Origin of the sequence: Bradyrhizobium sp. 40 (genome assembly GCF_023100925.1) — a bacterium.
In the GTDB taxonomy this organism is placed as follows: Bacteria; Pseudomonadota; Alphaproteobacteria; order Rhizobiales; family Xanthobacteraceae; genus Bradyrhizobium.
Window position 1 is genome coordinate 3,438,476 of sequence record NZ_CP064688.1, and the last position, 15,468, is coordinate 3,453,943.

The window sequence follows — 15,468 nt, forward strand, 5'->3', positions numbered from 1 at the left end:
GTCGGTCCAGCTTTGATTGGAGCTGGCTGCTTCACGCGTCGCGGATGTAATTCCCCGCTTCGAATTCGACCCGAGGCGCGCTCACATCGAACGAGATTCCGATCGGATCGCGGCCTGCTTCCATCGCCTCGAGCTGCTCGCTCAGCATGCGCCGGATCAAGAGGATGCCGCGGTCGCTCTGGCCGAAATGCTCCTCGGAATGGATGGTCTGCGGGCCCTGGCCGACCTGGGCTTCATAGTCGCCGGGAAATTGCTGGTGCTCTTCCTCGGTCATGTCCCACCAGAATTTGCCGTTGAATTTCGAGCGCATGCGGCCGATGTCGCCGGGGTTCTTGACGCGGCCGGCGACGTAGATGCGGAACGAGGTGTCGTCGATCGGCAGCGTCCAGCCGATCGACTCGACGCGGGCGAACTGCGCCACGCGCGGGTTTGGAACGACGCGCAAGGTGGGGAGTGCCGCCTCGGTGACGCGGTAAAACACCTTGCCGTCATCCTGCTTGCGGATCGAGCGCACGGCGATCCCGCGCGGCGTCTTGTCGAACGTCACCTCCGGCATCGATGCCATCATGTTGGTGAATTGCGGGCCCGAGAAGGAGCCGTGCAGCACCGGCACGTGGTAGGGATCGACCACGTTCTCGAAATGCTGGAGCCAGTTGCAGGGGATGATCGCCGGACCGCCGCCGCCGATCGAGGAATCGTCCGCCTCGACGAACTCGCCGTCATCCATGGTCTCCAGGCATTCATAGGCCGGCAGCACTGGGCGTTTTTCGGCCGGGCCCATATAGGCGAAGATCAGCCCGTAGCGCTCCTCGACCGGATACCAGGGCTGGCGCACCTTGTCCTTGAACTGGCCGCCGTCGAGTTCGCAGGGCTGCTCCAGGCAGTGACCTTCGGTGTCGAACTTCCAGCCGTGATAGCAGCAGCGGATGCCGTCCTCCTCGACCTTGCCATAATAGAGCGTGGTGCCGCGGTGGCAGCAGCGGGCGTGGAGCAGGCCGGCGCGGCCGTGCTTGTCGCGGAACAGCACCAGATCCTCGCCGAGCGCGCGAACCTTTTTCGGGGTGTCGGTGGCATCGCTGATGAGCCCGACCGGATGCCAGTAACGTCGCAGCAGTTCGCCCATCGGCGTGCCGCGCACGACCGAGGTGAGCTCGGTGCGCGTGTGCGCCGGCTTCATCGCATAGGCCGTGCCGAGATCGCGATCTCGCTGGCTGATGGTCATGCTGATCCTCCCGCTGTCGGCCTTGCTGGCTCGGCTTGTGACGCCTTGAACACCAGTGAAGAGCCGGTCGATGACAATGTCAACGAATTTCCAGATGCCTCTTAGTCGCATTCGGATCAGGCTGGGGAGGTTGCGCTACCAAGACTTGGCACGCCGCGGCTTTCTTGGCAGAGGTGGATCATGAGCCAGACATCAAGCAGGGCCGGGCGCGCATCGTCCGATGCGGACGAAAGTCAGTCGCCGGCGCCGATCACTGTCATGCTGTCGTCGCGGCTGATGGTGCTGGCCAATTTGCTCAAGCGCGGCGCCATCCTGCGCTACAAGCGTCTCGCCGGATTGTCCTCGGTCGAGTTTGGCCTGGTCGCCTCGCTCGGCCGGCGGCCGCCGATGAGCGTGGCGCGGCTTGCGGAAGCTGTCGGCCAGGACAAGGGGCAGATCAGCCGCGCGCTTGCGGAACTCGTCTCGCGCAAGCTGATCGCGAAATCAGCGAACCCGAAAGACAGCCGCGAGGTTCTGGTCTCGCTGACCGCAACCGGCCTTGCGGCGCATGATGCGATCGTCGCCGGTGCGCAGGAGCGCAATCGGCGCTTGCGCGAACATCTGAGCGAAGCCGAGTTCGAGGCGCTGCTGCAGCAGGTCGATCAATTGACGACGATCGCTGCCGAGATGCTCGAGAACGAGAAGACTTCGCGCTGACGTTTCGGCAATCCGGGACATGTTGGATCGCTTCCAAGAATCTTTCCAAGAACCCTTCCAAGACTTGTTTCTAAGACTCTTTCTAAGAGGCTTTCAATTAGGGAATTCGCGCGCGCTCCCCTAAGCGTCACCGCAAGCGCATGCCGTCATGGGACTGACGGCATGGGCAAATCAAAACACGCAGTTTTGGGGTTGCGCGTTGAACAGTCTTGGAATGCTGCGGTCGGCCGTATTGGCGACCGCATCCGCTTGGGTTTTGGTGCCGCAGGCATCGCTTGCACAATCTCCTGCGCAGAGTGGCGCGCAGAACATTCCGTCGGTCACCGTCACCGCGCCGGAAACGCGCCACCGGGCGGCGCCCTCCGTCCGCCGCGCGCCGCGATCATCCCAGCAGACCGCCAACCGAAGCAAGCCGCAGCCGCAGCGCAATGTCGGTTCCGTGGAGACCCCGCTCGGCCCGGTGCACGGCTACGTCGCCGGCCGCAGCTCGTCCGGCACCAAGACCAACACGCCGATCATGGAGACGCCGCAGGCGGTGTCGGTGATTGGCGCGGAGCAGATCCGCGACCAGAAGGCAAACAAGCTCGACGAAGTCCTGCGCTATACCGCCGGCGTCCGCGCCGGGACCTTCGGCGCGGACACGCGCAACGACTGGTGGCTGATCCGCGGCTTCAAGTCCGACGACGTCGGACTGTTTCTCGACGGCATGCAGCTGTTCTACACGTCCTATGCGAGCTGGAAGCTTCAGACGCCCAACATGGAGCGCGTCGAGGTGCTGCGCGGTCCGTCGGCCGTGCTCTATGGCGGATCGAGCCCGAGCGGCATCGTCAACGTCATCAGCAAGATGCCGCCGGCGGAGCCCGTCCGTTTCATCGAGACCGGCGTCAACAATTTCGGCAACGCCTATGTCGGCTTCGATGTCGGCGGTCCGGTCGCGACGACCCCTGAGAACGGCAAGCTGTTCTACCGCGTCGTCGGTCAGGTCCAGAACGGCCCGACGCAGGTCAATTTCACCCCGGACAACAACTACTTCATCGCGCCGTCGGTGACCTGGAAGCCGGACGCCGACACGACGTTCACGGTGCTGGCTTCAGCTTCCCGGCAGGAAACCCGCGGCATCAACTTCCTGCCCTATGAGGGCACGGTGACCAACGCTCGGTTCGGCAAGATCCCGACCAGCTTTTTCGCCGGCGATCCCAGCGTCGACAAGTTCACGCGCGAGCAGGAGATGCTGGGCTATCAGTTCGAGCGCAATCTCACCGACGATTTGACGTTCCGGCAGAATGCGCGGTTTGCCCACGTCGATGTGACCTATCGCGGCTACGTCGGCAATAATTGGGCTGACATCAACACGGCCAGTCTCGGTCGCTATAATTGGTATGCGAAGAACACCGCCAACCAGGCCAATCTCGACAACCAGCTGGAGTACCGCTTCAACACCGGCGCGGTGCGGCACACGATGCTGTTCGGGGTCGATTTGAAGGGCTATCAGATCGACGACTATCAGGCTTTCAACTTCGGCACCGTTCCTTCGATCAACGTCTTCAATCCCGCCTATGGATTTGACATTCCGTTGACGGGCACACCGTTCCGCAACTTCCAGATCACGCAGAAGCAGGCCGGCACCTATCTTCAGGACCAGATGAAGCTCGGCAACTTCACGCTGGTGCTGAGCGGCCGCAACGATTGGGTCGAGACGACGCAGGCTGGCCGTGATACCGGCGCCACGCTCGCCAGCCGCGACGACAGCAAGTTCAGCGGGCGCGCCGGGCTGATCTACAATTTCGACAACGGCATCGCGCCCTATGTGTCTTACGCCACGAGCTACAATCCGATCATCGGCCTCAACGCGCAAAACCAGCTGTTCCTGCCGGAGACCGGCCAGCAGGCGGAAATCGGCGTGAAGGTCGCGCCGAGGGGATTTGACGGCTATTTCACCGCCTCGGTGTTCGACCTGAAGCGCCAGAACGTGGCAACCACTGATCCTGTCGTCACGACCTTGCAGAACCAGACCGGCGAGGTGACATCGCGCGGCATCGAGCTCGAAGCGGTGGCGAACGCCACGCGTGAGCTGAAGCTGATCGGCTCGTTCACGGCCTACCATTTGTTCAACAGCAGGGATCTGGACCCGGCGCTGGTGGGCAAGACCCCGACCAACACGCCTGAGCTCCTGGTGTCGGGCTGGGCGGACTACACCTTCAAGGACGGGCCGCTCGCAGGGTTCGGCTTCGGCGGCGGTGTCCGCTATGTCGGTTCGTCGTGGGCGGATACCGCCAATACCCTCGAGGTTCCCGCGGTCGTGCTCGGCGATCTCGCGCTCCACTACGAATGGCAGAACTGGCGCACCGCGCTGAACGTGGTCAATCTGACCGACAAGATCTACGTCGCGAGCTGCGCGGCGGCGTCCTCCTGCTTCTACGGCGACCGCCGGCGCGTCACCGCCAGCGTCTCCTACAAATGGTGAGGCAAATGACGAGAACAGGCGAGGGAAGGCCATCGTGAGAGCCTGACCGGCTCGTCACTGGCTTCCAACCACGAGATCGATGAGCTCGCGGGCCATGCCCCCCGGCCCGAAGCTCATGCGAGCGCGGCGCGCGACGATCCAGCCACGTCGCCGCCGCGCTCGCCATTGATTTTCCGCGGCGGCGGAAGCGGGCGCCGCCCGCCCGACGCATTCGCCAGACGAGCCCGGGTCCGATCGTGATGCATGGCTCCCGGATCGCTCGCCCGATGGTGGGCGCGCCTGTCCTCGTTGTAATCTGGACATTGCTGCGTCGCGGCCTAGATAAAGTGAGCCTTCTCAACAACGGACGTCACGGCCCAGCGGGTGTGGACTGATCGCGGCGCTCTTGCTGGGGCTGTCGATCTGCTCCATACCAGCCGCGGGGTGATTCCGGGATTTCTACCGTTCTGAGGGCGACAAAGGGCCTAAAAAGAGCGTGTCTTGCGCCCATTGGTGCACTGCGCTAAGGCTCAGAACAATTCCAAACTGGACGAATCCGTGGCTGTCCCGAGGCTGCGGGAAAAAGGGCTCGTCAATGAGCGGCATTCTGCAGAACTATCTTCCACTCGTCGTCTTCATAGGGGTAGCGGGCCTCATTGGCTTGGTGCTGCTGATCGCGCCGTTCATCGTCGCGTTCCAGCAGCCGGACCCGGAAAAGCTGTCGGCGTATGAGTGCGGTTTCAACGCCTTCGACGATGCCCGCATGAAGTTCGACGTCCGTTTCTATCTCGTCGCCATCCTCTTCATCATCTTCGACCTCGAGGTGGCGTTCCTGTTTCCCTGGGCGGTGGCGTTCGGCAAGCTTGGCGCGACCGGCTTCTGGTCCATGGTGGTGTTCCTTGGCGTGCTGACGGTCGGGTTCGCCTATGAATGGAAGAAAGGCGCACTGGAATGGGATTGAACCCTGTGTCATCCGCCGGTCCGGTTCTCGCGCCGGCCCCCAAGGGCATCCTGGACCCGTCGACTGGCAGGCCGGTCGGGGCCAATGATCCGTTCTTCCTCGAGGTCAATTCGGAACTGTCCGACAAGGGCTTCTTCGTGGCCGCGACCGACGACCTCATCACCTGGGCGCGCACCGGCTCGCTGATGTGGATGACCTTCGGTCTCGCCTGCTGCGCGGTCGAGATGATGCAGGTGTCGATGCCGCGCTACGACGTCGAGCGCTTCGGCTTCGCGCCGCGTGCTTCGCCGCGTCAGTCGGACGTGATGATCGTCGCCGGGACCCTGACCAACAAGATGGCGCCTGCGCTGCGCAAGGTCTACGACCAGATGCCCGAGCCGCGTTACGTCATCTCGATGGGCTCCTGCGCCAACGGCGGCGGCTATTATCACTATTCCTACTCGGTCGTGCGCGGTTGCGACCGCATCGTGCCGATCGACATCTACGTGCCGGGCTGCCCGCCCACGGCGGAAGCGCTGCTCTACGGCGTGCTGCTGCTGCAGAAGAAGATCCGCCGCACCGGCACCATCGAACGCTAAGGTTTTACGTCATGGACGACGCCAAGCTCGACGCCCTGGGGCAGACGATCGTTAGCGCGCTTCCGGGCGCCGCCATCGGTCATTCGGTGGCCTTCAACCAGCTCACGGTGGATGTCGAGGTCAGCAAGATCGTCGAGGTGGTCAAGTACCTCCGCGACGACCCGAACTGCCGCTTCATCAACTTCACCGACATCACGGCGGCGGACTATCCCTCGCGCGAGAAGCGCTTCGACGTGATCTATCACTTCCTGTCACCGACCCTGAACGCCCGGATCCGGCTCAAGGCCCAGGCCGACGAGACCACGCAGGTGCCGTCACTGATCGAGGTGTTTCCCGGCGCCGACTGGTTCGAGCGCGAAGCCTACGACCTCTATGGCGTGATCTTCGTCGGTCATCCCGACATGCGCCGCCTCCTGACCGATTACGGCTTCGAGGGTCATCCGCTGCGCAAGGATTTCCCGACCACCGGCTTCCTCGAGGTCCGCTACGACGACCAGGAGAAGCGGGTGGTGTACGAGCCGGTCAGGCTCAACCAGGAATTCCGCAAGTTCGACTTTTTGTCCCCGTGGGAGGGCGCCGACTATCCGGTCCTTCCGGGCGATGAAAAAGCGGGGCCGAAGGTCTGATCATGAACGAGCAACCCGAACAGCTTCGCAACTTTACGATCAACTTCGGACCGCAGCATCCGGCTGCGCACGGTGTTCTTCGTCTTGTGCTTGAATTGGATGGTGAGGTCGTCGCTCGCGTCGATCCCCATATCGGCCTGCTTCACCGCGGCACCGAAAAGCTGATCGAGCAGAAGACCTATCTGCAGGCGATCCCGTATTTCGACCGCCTCGACTACGTCGCGCCGATGAACCAGGAGCACGCCTTCTGCATGGCTGCAGAAAAGCTGCTCGGCATCGAGGTGCCACGCCGCGCGCAGCTGATCCGCGTGCTCTATTGCGAGATCGGCCGCATCCTGTCGCATTTGCTCAACGTCACCACGCAGGCGATGGACGTCGGCGCGCTAACCCCGCCGCTGTGGGGTTTCGAAGAGCGCGAAAAGCTGATGGTGTTCTACGAGCGCGCCTCCGGCAGCCGCATGCACGCAGCCTACTTCCGCGTCGGCGGCGTGCATCAGGACCTGCCGCAGAAGCTGGTCGACGACATCGACGCCTGGTGCGATCCGTTCCTGAAAGTGGTCGAAGATCTCGACCGGCTGCTCACCGCGAACCGCATCTTCAAGCAGCGCAACGTCGACATCGGTGTCGTATCGCTGAAGGAAGCCTGGGAGTGGGGCTTCTCCGGCGTGATGGTGCGCGGTTCGGGCGCGGCGTGGGATCTGCGCAAGTCGCAGCCCTATGAATGCTACGCCGAGCTGGATTTCGACATCCCGATCGGCAAGAACGGCGACTGCTACGATCGCTATCTGATCCGCATGGAAGAAATGCGCCAGTCCGTGCGCATCATGAAGCAGTGCATCCAGAAGCTGAACGCAGCCGACGGGAAGGGTCCCGTCGTCGTCGAAGACAACAAGGTCGCGCCGCCGCGCCGTGGCGAGATGAAGCGCTCGATGGAAGCGCTGATCCATCACTTCAAGCTCTACACCGAAGGCGTCCACGTGCCGGCCGGCGAGGTCTACGCCGCGGTCGAGGCGCCGAAGGGCGAGTTCGGCGTCTTTCTGATCTCGGACGGCACCAACAAGCCCTACAAGTGCAAGATCCGCGCGCCCGGCTTTGCGCATCTCCAGGCCATGGACCACATCTGCCGCGGTCATCTGCTCGCCGACGTCTCGGCGATCCTCGGCTCGCTCGACATCGTGTTCGGAGAGGTCGATCGGTGATGGCGCAGGCGCCGATCCAGTTTGACCGCGCCTCGGGGGCCCTTGAAGGGGCCAACCTGTGGGAGCGGACGGCTGCCTTGGCGCTGGTGACGGGGTCGAAGATCTCGTCGCACTTCTCGCATATGGGCTACATCGCCTGCGCCAATCTGCTGCGGAAGACGCTGCCCGAGCGCAACATCGCGATCAAGCTCAACCCCGACGCCGTGTTTGAATTTCCCTACGGCGACGGCTATTGGAGCAAGCTGCTCAACCGCTCCTACAATTACGAGGACGAGTTGGAGCTGTTGTTCGCCGACTCCATCGACGTCGACTACACCCTGCTCGATTGCGGCGCCAATTACGGCTATTGGTCGGTGCTGGTGTCGAGCAAGCCGTTCGGTTCGCACAAGGCGATCGCGATCGAGCCGTCGGGGCAAAACCATCCGAAGCTCGCCAACAACGCCCGCATCAATGGCAGCCGCTTCGAGACCATGAAATGCGCGATCGGTGCGGCCCGTGGCACCGCGCGTCTGTCAGGCACCAAGCACGAGGCCTTCAGCATCGCCGGCGATGCATCGGCGGGCGGCGAGGACGTGCCGGTCATCGCGCTCGATAATCTGATCGACGACGGCAAGATCGCCGCGACCGGCAAGTACCTGATCAAGCTCGACGTCGAGGGCGTCGAGATCGAGGCGATCAAGGGCGGCGCCCGGCTGCTCCAGGCCGACAGCGTCATCATGTGCGAGGAGCACGGCAGCGACCGTTCGCACGCGGTCTCGCGCTACATCCTCGAACACACCCCGCTGAAGCTGATCGTCTACGATCCCAGCACAAGGCGTATGGAAACGGTGACCGAGCTGTCGATCCTCGACCGCATCAAGGTCTCGACCCACGTCGGCTACAATGTTTTCGGCACCGCAAGCGCATTCTGGCAGGACAGGATCAATGCCCTGAATGCGAAAACCGCGCGCCGCATGCAGTGAGAGATTGAAGAGATGTCCGTTCGCCGATTAGCACCGAAGGAAGTCCAGCCCGCGAGCTTTGCGTTGACGGAGGAGAACCTCGCGTTCGCCAAGCAGCAGATCGCGAAATATCCGGCCGGGCGCCAGGCTTCGGCCGTCATCGCCATTCTCTGGCGCGTACAGGAACAGCATGACGGCTGGGTCTCGGAGGCCGCGATCCGCGCTGTCGCCGACATGCTCGACATGCCCTATATCCGCGTGCTCGAGGTCGCGACCTTCTACACGATGTTCCAGCTGGCCCCGGTCGGCAAGAAGGCCCACGTCCAGGTCTGCGGCACCACGCCGTGCCGCCTGCGCGGCGCCGAGGATCTGATCCACGTCTGCGAGCACCGCATCCATCACGAGCCCTTCCATCTCTCCAAGGACGGCAATTTCAGCTGGGAAGAGGTGGAGTGCCTCGGTGCCTGCGTGAACGCGCCGATGGTGCTGATCGGCAAGGACACCTATGAGGATTTGACCAAGGAAAGCTTCGGCAAGGTGCTCGACGGCTTTGCCTCGGGCAATCCGCCCAAGCCCGGTCCGCAGAACGGCCGCCAGTTCTCGGCGCCGACCGGTGGGCCGACCACGCTGAAGGAGATCACCTGATGCGTGATCTCTCGCCGCCAGTTGAAGGGAGCAGTGTTGTGAAGAAGTGGGGCTTCGTCGCAATGCATTCCGCCGTGGCGGCCACGTTCATTTTCCTGCTTCAGCGCTTCGCCCTGAACGCGTCGCTGGAATCCAGTCTGCTCTGGGCGCTGACCTTCGCCGTCTGCGCCGCCGGGCTTGCCTACAAGCAAGCCAACCGTTGATCGGAAAGCACTGACATGCTCGAGGACAAGGACCGCATCTTCAAGAACCTCTACGGCCTCCACGATTGGGGGCTCGAGGGCGCGCGGCGCCGCGGCGCCTGGGATGGCACGAAGAACATCATCGACAAGGGCCGCGACTGGATCATCAACGAGATGAAGGCGTCGGGGCTGCGCGGCCGCGGTGGCGCCGGCTTCCCGACCGGCCTGAAATGGTCGTTCATGCCGAAGGAATCGACCGACGGCCGGCCGAGCTATCTCGTGGTCAACGCCGACGAATCCGAGCCCGGGACCTGCAAGGATCGCGAGATCATGCGGCACGATCCGCATCTCCTGATCGAGGGCTGCCTGATCGCGAGCTGCGCGATGAACGCGCATGCCTGCTACATCTATGTCCGCGGTGAGTTCATCCGCGAGCGCGAGCATCTCCAGGCGGCGATCGACCAGGCCTATGAGGCCAAGCTGGTCGGCAAGGACAACGTCAACGGCTGGCCATTCGACATCTACGTCGCCCACGGCGCCGGCGCCTATATCTGCGGCGAGGAAACCGCGCTGCTCGAGAGCCTCGAAGGCAAGAAGGGCCAGCCGCGGCTGAAGCCGCCGTTCCCGGCCAATGTCGGCCTGTATGGCTGCCCGACCACCGTCAACAATGTCGAGTCGATCGCGGTTGCGCCGGACATTCTGCGCCGTGGCGCGGCATGGTTCGCCGGCATTGGCCGTCCGAACAATGTCGGCACCAAGCTGTTCTGCATCTCCGGCCATGTCGAGCGGCCCTGCAACGTCGAAGAAGCCATGGGCATTCCGTTCCGTGAGCTGATCGAGAAGCATTGCGGCGGCATCCGCGGCGGCTGGGACAACCTCAAGGCCGTGATCCCCGGCGGCTCCTCGGTGCGCATGGTGCCGGCCGAGCAGATCATCGACACGCCGATGGATTTCGACTCGTTGAGCAAGCTGCGCTCGGGCCTCGGCACCGCGGCCGTAATCGTGATGGACAAGTCGACCGACTTGATCCGCGCCATCGCCCGCATCTCCTATTTCTACAAGCACGAGAGCTGCGGCCAGTGCACGCCGTGCCGCGAGGGCACCGGCTGGATGTGGCGCGTCTTGACCCGCATGGCCGACGGTCGCGCCCACAAGCGCGAAATCGACATGCTGCTGGAAGTCACCAAGCAGGTCGAAGGCCACACCATCTGCGCGCTCGGCGACGCGGCGGCGTGGCCGATCCAGGGCCTGATCGCGCATTTCCGTCATGAGATCGAAGCGCGCATCGACCAATATTCGCACAAGGCCGACATCGACGATGCCGGCGTCCGCGATCCCGTGAACATGGTCGCGGCGGAGTAGAGACAATGACCAAGCTCATCATCGACGGTAAAGAGATCGATGTCCCCGCCGAATACACGCTGCTTCAGGCGTGCGAGGCGGCCGGCGCCGAGATTCCGCGCTTCTGCTATCACGAGCGGCTGTCGATCGCCGGCAATTGCCGGATGTGCCTCGTCGAGGTGAAGGGCGGCCCGAAGCCGGTCGCGAGCTGCGCCTGGGGCGTGCGCGATTGCCGCCCGGGTCCCAAGGGCGAGCCGCCGGAAATCTCCACCCGTTCGCCGATGGTGAAGAAGGCGCGCGAAGGCGTGATGGAATTCCTTCTCATCAACCATCCGCTGGATTGCCCGATTTGCGATCAGGGCGGCGAGTGCGACCTTCAGGACCAGGCGATGGGCTACGGTGTCGACACCAGCCGCTTCGCCGAAAACAAGCGCGCGGTCGAGGACAAATATCTCGGCGCGCTGGTCAAGACCTCGATGAACCGCTGCATCCAGTGCACCCGTTGCGTCCGCTTCTCGGCGGAAGTCGCCGGCGCCCCCGAAATGGGCGCGACCGGCCGCGGCGAGGACATGGAGATCACGACCTATCTCGAGCACGCGCTGACGTCGGAGCTTCAGGGCAATCTCGTCGACATCTGCCCGGTCGGCGCGCTGACCTCGAAGCCCTATGCTTTCGCCGCGCGGCCGTGGGAGCTCGGCAAGACCCAGTCGATCGACGTGATGGACGGCGTGGGATCTGCGATCCGCGTCGACACCCGCGGCCGCGAAGTGATGCGTATCCTGCCGCGCATCAACGAGGCCGTGAACGAGGAGTGGATCTCCGACAAGACCCGTCACGTCGTCGACGGCCTGCGCACCCAGCGCCTCGACCGGCCCTATATCCGCGAAGCCGGCAAGCTGCGCGCGGCGAGCTGGCCCGAGGCCTTTGCCGCGATCGCCGCGAAAGCGGCCCGCACCGACGGCAAGCGCATCGGTGCGATCGCGGGCGACCTCGCCGGCGTCGAAGAGATGTTCGCGCTGAAGGATCTGCTGGCCAAATACGGCTCGGCCAATCTGGCGGTGCAGGGCGGCGACGCCTTCGATCCCGCGCTTGGCCGCGGCTCCTACATCTTCAATCCGACGCTCGCCGGCGTCGAGCAGGCCGATGCGCTGCTCATCATCGGCGCCAATCCGCGCAAGGAAGCGGCGGTGTTCAACGCCCGCATCCGCAAGCGCTGGCGCGCCGGCGGCTTCAAGGTCGGCGTGATCGGCGCCAAGCCCGACCTCACGTACGACTATGATCACCTCGGCGCGGGCACCGACACGCTCGGTGAGCTCGCGGCCGGCAAGCACTCCTTCATGGACGTGCTGAAGAACGCCAAGAACCCCATCATCCTGGTCGGCGCGGGCGCGGCCTCGCGTCACGACGGCGCCGCCATTCTCGCAGCCGCGGCCAAGCTCGCGCTCGACGTCGGCGCGCTCAAGGACGGCTGGAACGGCTTCGGCGTCCTGCACGAGAGCGCCTCGCGCGTCGGCGCGCTCGATATCGGATTTGTCGCCGGTCAGGGCGGACTGAACGCAGCGCAGATGGCGACGTTCGGGACGCTCGATCTGCTGTTCCTGCTCGGCGCCGACGAGATCAAGCCGTCGGACGGCACTTTCGTCGTCTATATCGGCACCCACGGCGACCGCGGCGCCCATCGCGCCGACGTGATCCTGCCGGCAGCCGCCTATACCGAGAAGTCCGCGATCTACGTCAACACCGAAGGCCGCGTGCAAATGACCGGACGGGCCGCATTCCCGCCGGGTGAGGCCCGCGAGGACTGGGCGATTGTCCGCGCGCTGTCGGAGGCGCTCGGCAAGAAGCTCGGCTATGACTCGCTCTCGGCCCTGCGCCAGGCGATCTTCAAGGCTGTGCCGCATCTGATCCGTCTCGACCAGATCGAGGCTGGCCCGGCCGATCAGATCAAGAAACTCGCGGGGAAGGGCGGCCCGACGGAGAAGGCTCCGTTCAAGCCGCTCGTCGAGGACTTCTATTTGACCAACCCAATCGCGCGTGCGTCCGCCGTGATGGCGGAGTGTTCGCGGCTTGCCTCCGGGCAGATGCTGACCGCAGCGGAGTGAGCTGATGGAATTCTTCGAAAGCGCCTTCTGGACCGGGTTCCTCTGGCCGCTGATCATCATGATCGCGGAGAGCGTCCTGGTGCTGGTCGTCCTGCTGGTGGCGATCGCCTACATCCTGCTCGCCGACCGCAAGATCTGGGCGGCCGTGCAGATCCGCCGCGGCCCGAACGTGGTTGGTCCCTGGGGCCTGCTGCAATCCTTCGCCGACCTCCTGAAGTTCGTGCTGAAGGAGCCGATCATCCCGTCCGGCGCCAACAAGGGCGTGTTTCTCCTTGCTCCCTTGGTCTCATGCGTGCTCGCGCTCGCCGCCTGGGCGGTGATCCCGACCAATCTCGGCTGGGTGATCTCCGACATCAATGTCGGCGTTCTCTTCATCTTCGCGATTTCGTCGCTGTCGATCTACGGCATCATCATGGCCGGCTGGTCGTCAAACTCGAAATATCCGTTCCTGGCGGCGCTGCGCTCCGCGGCGCAGATGGTGTCCTACGAGGTCTCGATTGGCTTCGTCATCATCACGGTGCTGCTCTGCGCCGGCACGCTGAACCTCTCGGCCGTGGTCGAGGCGCAGCATGTCCGCGGCCTCGCCAGCCTGATCGGGTTGCCGCAGCTCACGATCCTGAACTGGTACGTCTGGCCGCTGTTCCCGATGTTCGTGATCTTCTACGTCTCGGCGCTGGCGGAAACCAATCGCCCGCCGTTCGACCTCGTCGAAGCGGAATCCGAGCTCGTCGCCGGCTTCATGGTCGAGTACGGCTCGACGCCGTATCTTCTGTTCATGCTCGGCGAGTATGTTGCGATTGCCACGATGTGCGCGATGGCGACGATCCTGTTCCTCGGAGGTTGGCTGCCGCCGGTGGACCTGCCGCCCTTCAACTGGGTGCCGGGCATCATCTGGTTCTCGCTAAAGCTGTTCTTCATGTTCTTCCTGTTCGCGATGGCCAAGGCGATCGTGCCGCGCTACCGCTACGATCAACTGATGCGTCTCGGCTGGAAGGTGTTCCTGCCGTTGTCGCTGGCGATGGTGATCGTGGTGGCCGGTGTGCTGCACTTTGCCGGCATCGCGCCGAAGTGAGGGCCGTCATGGGTATCAACATCAACGCCACTGCACGCTCGCTCCTGTTGTCGGAATTCGTCTCGGCGTTCTTCCTCGCCATGCGCTATTTCTTCCAGCCGAAGCCGACGCTGAACTATCCGTTCGAGAAGGGCCCGATCTCGCCGCGCTTCCGCGGCGAGCATGCGCTGCGCCGCTATCCGAACGGCGAGGAACGCTGTATCGCCTGCAAGCTGTGCGAAGCGGTTTGCCCGGCGCAGGCCATCACCATCGAGGCCGGCCCGCGCCGCAACGACGGCACCCGCCGCACCGTGCGCTACGACATCGACATGGTGAAGTGCATCTATTGCGGCCTCTGCCAGGAAGCCTGTCCGGTCGATGCCATCGTCGAAGGTCCGAACTTCGAGTTCGCGACCGAGACCCGCGAGGAACTGTTCTATGACAAGGCCAAGCTGCTCGCCAACGGCGACCGCTGGGAACGCGAAATCGCGAAAGCGATCGAACTCGACGCGCCGTACCGGTGAGATGAGAGCATGATCCTTCCCGCGCTGTTCTTCTATCTGTTCGCCGGCGTCTGTGTCGCCTCGGCGGTGATGGTGATTGTCTCGCGTAATCCCGTGCACTCCGTGCTGTACCTGATCCTGGCCTTCGTCAACGCCTCCGGCCTGTTCGTGCTGATGGGCGCCGAGTTCCTGGCGATGATCCTGATCGTCGTCTATGTCGGCGCGGTCGCGGTGCTGTTCCTGTTCGTGATCATGATGCTCGACGTCGACTTCCTCGAGCTGCGCGAGGGCTTCATCGAGTACCTCCCGGTCGGCCTCGTGATCGGCGGCATCTTCCTGTTCGAGCTGCTGCTTACGGTCGGCTTCTGGGTCATCAACCCCGGCGTCGCCAAGACGATCACGGCGGCGATCCCGGCCAACGTCTCCAATACCGAGGCGCTGGGCCTGGTGCTCTATACCAAGTACATCCACTACTTCCAGCTCTCGGGCATGGTGCTGCTGGTCGCGATGATCGGCGCTATCGTGCTGACGCTGCGGCACAAGGCCAGTGTCAAGCGGCAGGACATCAACGTTCAAAACGCGCGCACGCCCGAAATAGCGATGGCGATCCGCAAGGTGGCGCCGGGGCAGGGGCTCCAGGATTCGGACGCGGCGGAGTGGGTGAAATGACGATCGGGCTCGGACACTATCTGGCGGTCGGCGCGATCCTGTTCACGCTCGGGATCCTCGGCATCTTCCTGAACCGCAAGAACATCATCGTCATCCTGATGTCGATCGAGCTGATCCTGCTCGCGGTCAACGTCAACCTCGTGGCGTTCTCGACCTTCCTCGGCGACATCGTCGGGCAGGTCTTCGCGCTCCTGGTGCTCACCGTCGCGGCCGCTGAAGCCGCAATCGGTCTCGCCATCCTGGTGGTCTATTTCCGCAACCGCGGCTCGATCGCGGTTGAGGACGTCAATCTGATGAAGGGCTGATCGC

16 protein-coding genes are annotated in these 15,468 nt (G+C 63.7%); 15 read left to right on the plus strand and 1 reads right to left on the minus strand.

The window, feature by feature from the left end; all coding sequences use genetic code 11:
• Positions 1-31: 31 nt before the first annotated feature.
• Positions 32-1,222, minus strand: coding sequence for an aromatic ring-hydroxylating dioxygenase subunit alpha (locus IVB40_RS16755; protein WP_247819357.1), 1,191 nt, complete (start codon positions 1,220-1,222; stop codon positions 32-34).
• Between the two features lie 180 nt (positions 1,223-1,402).
• Between IVB40_RS16755 and IVB40_RS16760 the strand changes: the two genes are divergently transcribed.
• The 15 genes from IVB40_RS16760 (at position 1,403) to nuoK (ending at position 15,464) form a co-directional block, all read left to right on the plus strand.
• Positions 1,403-1,918: a MarR family winged helix-turn-helix transcriptional regulator gene (locus IVB40_RS16760; RefSeq protein ID WP_247289468.1), complete on the plus strand. Its 516-nt coding sequence runs from the start codon at positions 1,403-1,405 to the stop codon at positions 1,916-1,918.
• A 214-nt stretch (positions 1,919-2,132) separates the two neighbouring features.
• Positions 2,133-4,382 (plus strand): TonB-dependent siderophore receptor, encoded by a 2,250-nt coding sequence (locus IVB40_RS16765; protein WP_247819358.1) that lies wholly within the window; start codon positions 2,133-2,135, stop codon positions 4,380-4,382.
• A gap of 574 nt (positions 4,383-4,956) precedes the next feature.
• Complete coding sequence (locus tag IVB40_RS16770) at positions 4,957-5,322, plus strand: NADH-quinone oxidoreductase subunit A (protein WP_007603535.1); 366 nt, start codon at positions 4,957-4,959, stop codon at positions 5,320-5,322.
• Positions 5,313-5,900: an NADH-quinone oxidoreductase subunit B gene (locus IVB40_RS16775; RefSeq protein ID WP_007610987.1), complete on the plus strand. Its 588-nt coding sequence runs from the start codon at positions 5,313-5,315 to the stop codon at positions 5,898-5,900. The genes IVB40_RS16770 and IVB40_RS16775 overlap by 10 nt, the downstream gene beginning before the upstream one ends.
• A gap of 11 nt (positions 5,901-5,911) precedes the next feature.
• Positions 5,912-6,526, plus strand: coding sequence for an NADH-quinone oxidoreductase subunit C (locus IVB40_RS16780; protein ID WP_018455092.1), 615 nt, complete (start codon positions 5,912-5,914; stop codon positions 6,524-6,526).
• A 2-nt stretch (positions 6,527-6,528) separates the two neighbouring features.
• A complete protein-coding gene (locus IVB40_RS16785) occupies positions 6,529-7,725 on the plus strand; it encodes an NADH-quinone oxidoreductase subunit D (RefSeq protein ID WP_247356280.1) in 1,197 nt (398 codons plus the stop codon).
• A complete protein-coding gene (locus IVB40_RS16790; protein ID WP_247819359.1) occupies positions 7,725-8,687 on the plus strand; it encodes an FkbM family methyltransferase in 963 nt (320 codons plus the stop codon). Before IVB40_RS16785 ends, IVB40_RS16790 begins: the two co-directional genes overlap by 1 nt.
• A gap of 12 nt (positions 8,688-8,699) precedes the next feature.
• Positions 8,700-9,311, plus strand: a complete 612-nt coding sequence (gene nuoE, locus IVB40_RS16795) for an NADH-quinone oxidoreductase subunit NuoE (RefSeq protein ID WP_247819360.1) — start codon at positions 8,700-8,702, stop codon at positions 9,309-9,311.
• Positions 9,311-9,514, plus strand: coding sequence for a hypothetical protein (locus IVB40_RS16800; protein WP_026232874.1), 204 nt, complete (start codon positions 9,311-9,313; stop codon positions 9,512-9,514). Before nuoE ends, IVB40_RS16800 begins: the two co-directional genes overlap by 1 nt.
• A gap of 15 nt (positions 9,515-9,529) precedes the next feature.
• Positions 9,530-10,855, plus strand: a complete 1,326-nt coding sequence (gene nuoF / locus IVB40_RS16805) for an NADH-quinone oxidoreductase subunit NuoF (RefSeq protein ID WP_027518249.1) — start codon at positions 9,530-9,532, stop codon at positions 10,853-10,855.
• Positions 10,856-10,860: 5 nt separating this feature from the next.
• Positions 10,861-12,936 carry an NADH-quinone oxidoreductase subunit NuoG gene (gene nuoG / locus IVB40_RS16810; RefSeq protein ID WP_247819361.1) on the plus strand — a complete coding sequence of 692 codons (2,076 nt, stop codon included), beginning with the start codon at positions 10,861-10,863 and terminating at the stop codon, positions 12,934-12,936.
• 4 nt (positions 12,937-12,940) lie between these two features.
• The gene (nuoH, locus tag IVB40_RS16815) at positions 12,941-14,008 is read left to right on the plus strand and encodes an NADH-quinone oxidoreductase subunit NuoH (RefSeq protein ID WP_007603555.1); all 1,068 of its coding nucleotides are present in this window, start codon (positions 12,941-12,943) and stop codon (positions 14,006-14,008) included.
• A gap of 14 nt (positions 14,009-14,022) precedes the next feature.
• Positions 14,023-14,511: an NADH-quinone oxidoreductase subunit NuoI gene (gene nuoI, locus IVB40_RS16820; RefSeq protein WP_026232873.1), complete on the plus strand. Its 489-nt coding sequence runs from the start codon at positions 14,023-14,025 to the stop codon at positions 14,509-14,511.
• 9 nt (positions 14,512-14,520) lie between these two features.
• The gene (locus IVB40_RS16825; protein WP_027518246.1) at positions 14,521-15,159 is read left to right on the plus strand and encodes an NADH-quinone oxidoreductase subunit J; all 639 of its coding nucleotides are present in this window, start codon (positions 14,521-14,523) and stop codon (positions 15,157-15,159) included.
• Positions 15,156-15,464, plus strand: a complete 309-nt coding sequence (nuoK, locus tag IVB40_RS16830; RefSeq protein WP_007603558.1) for an NADH-quinone oxidoreductase subunit NuoK — start codon at positions 15,156-15,158, stop codon at positions 15,462-15,464. Before IVB40_RS16825 ends, nuoK begins: the two co-directional genes overlap by 4 nt.
• Positions 15,465-15,468 lie beyond the last annotated feature (4 nt).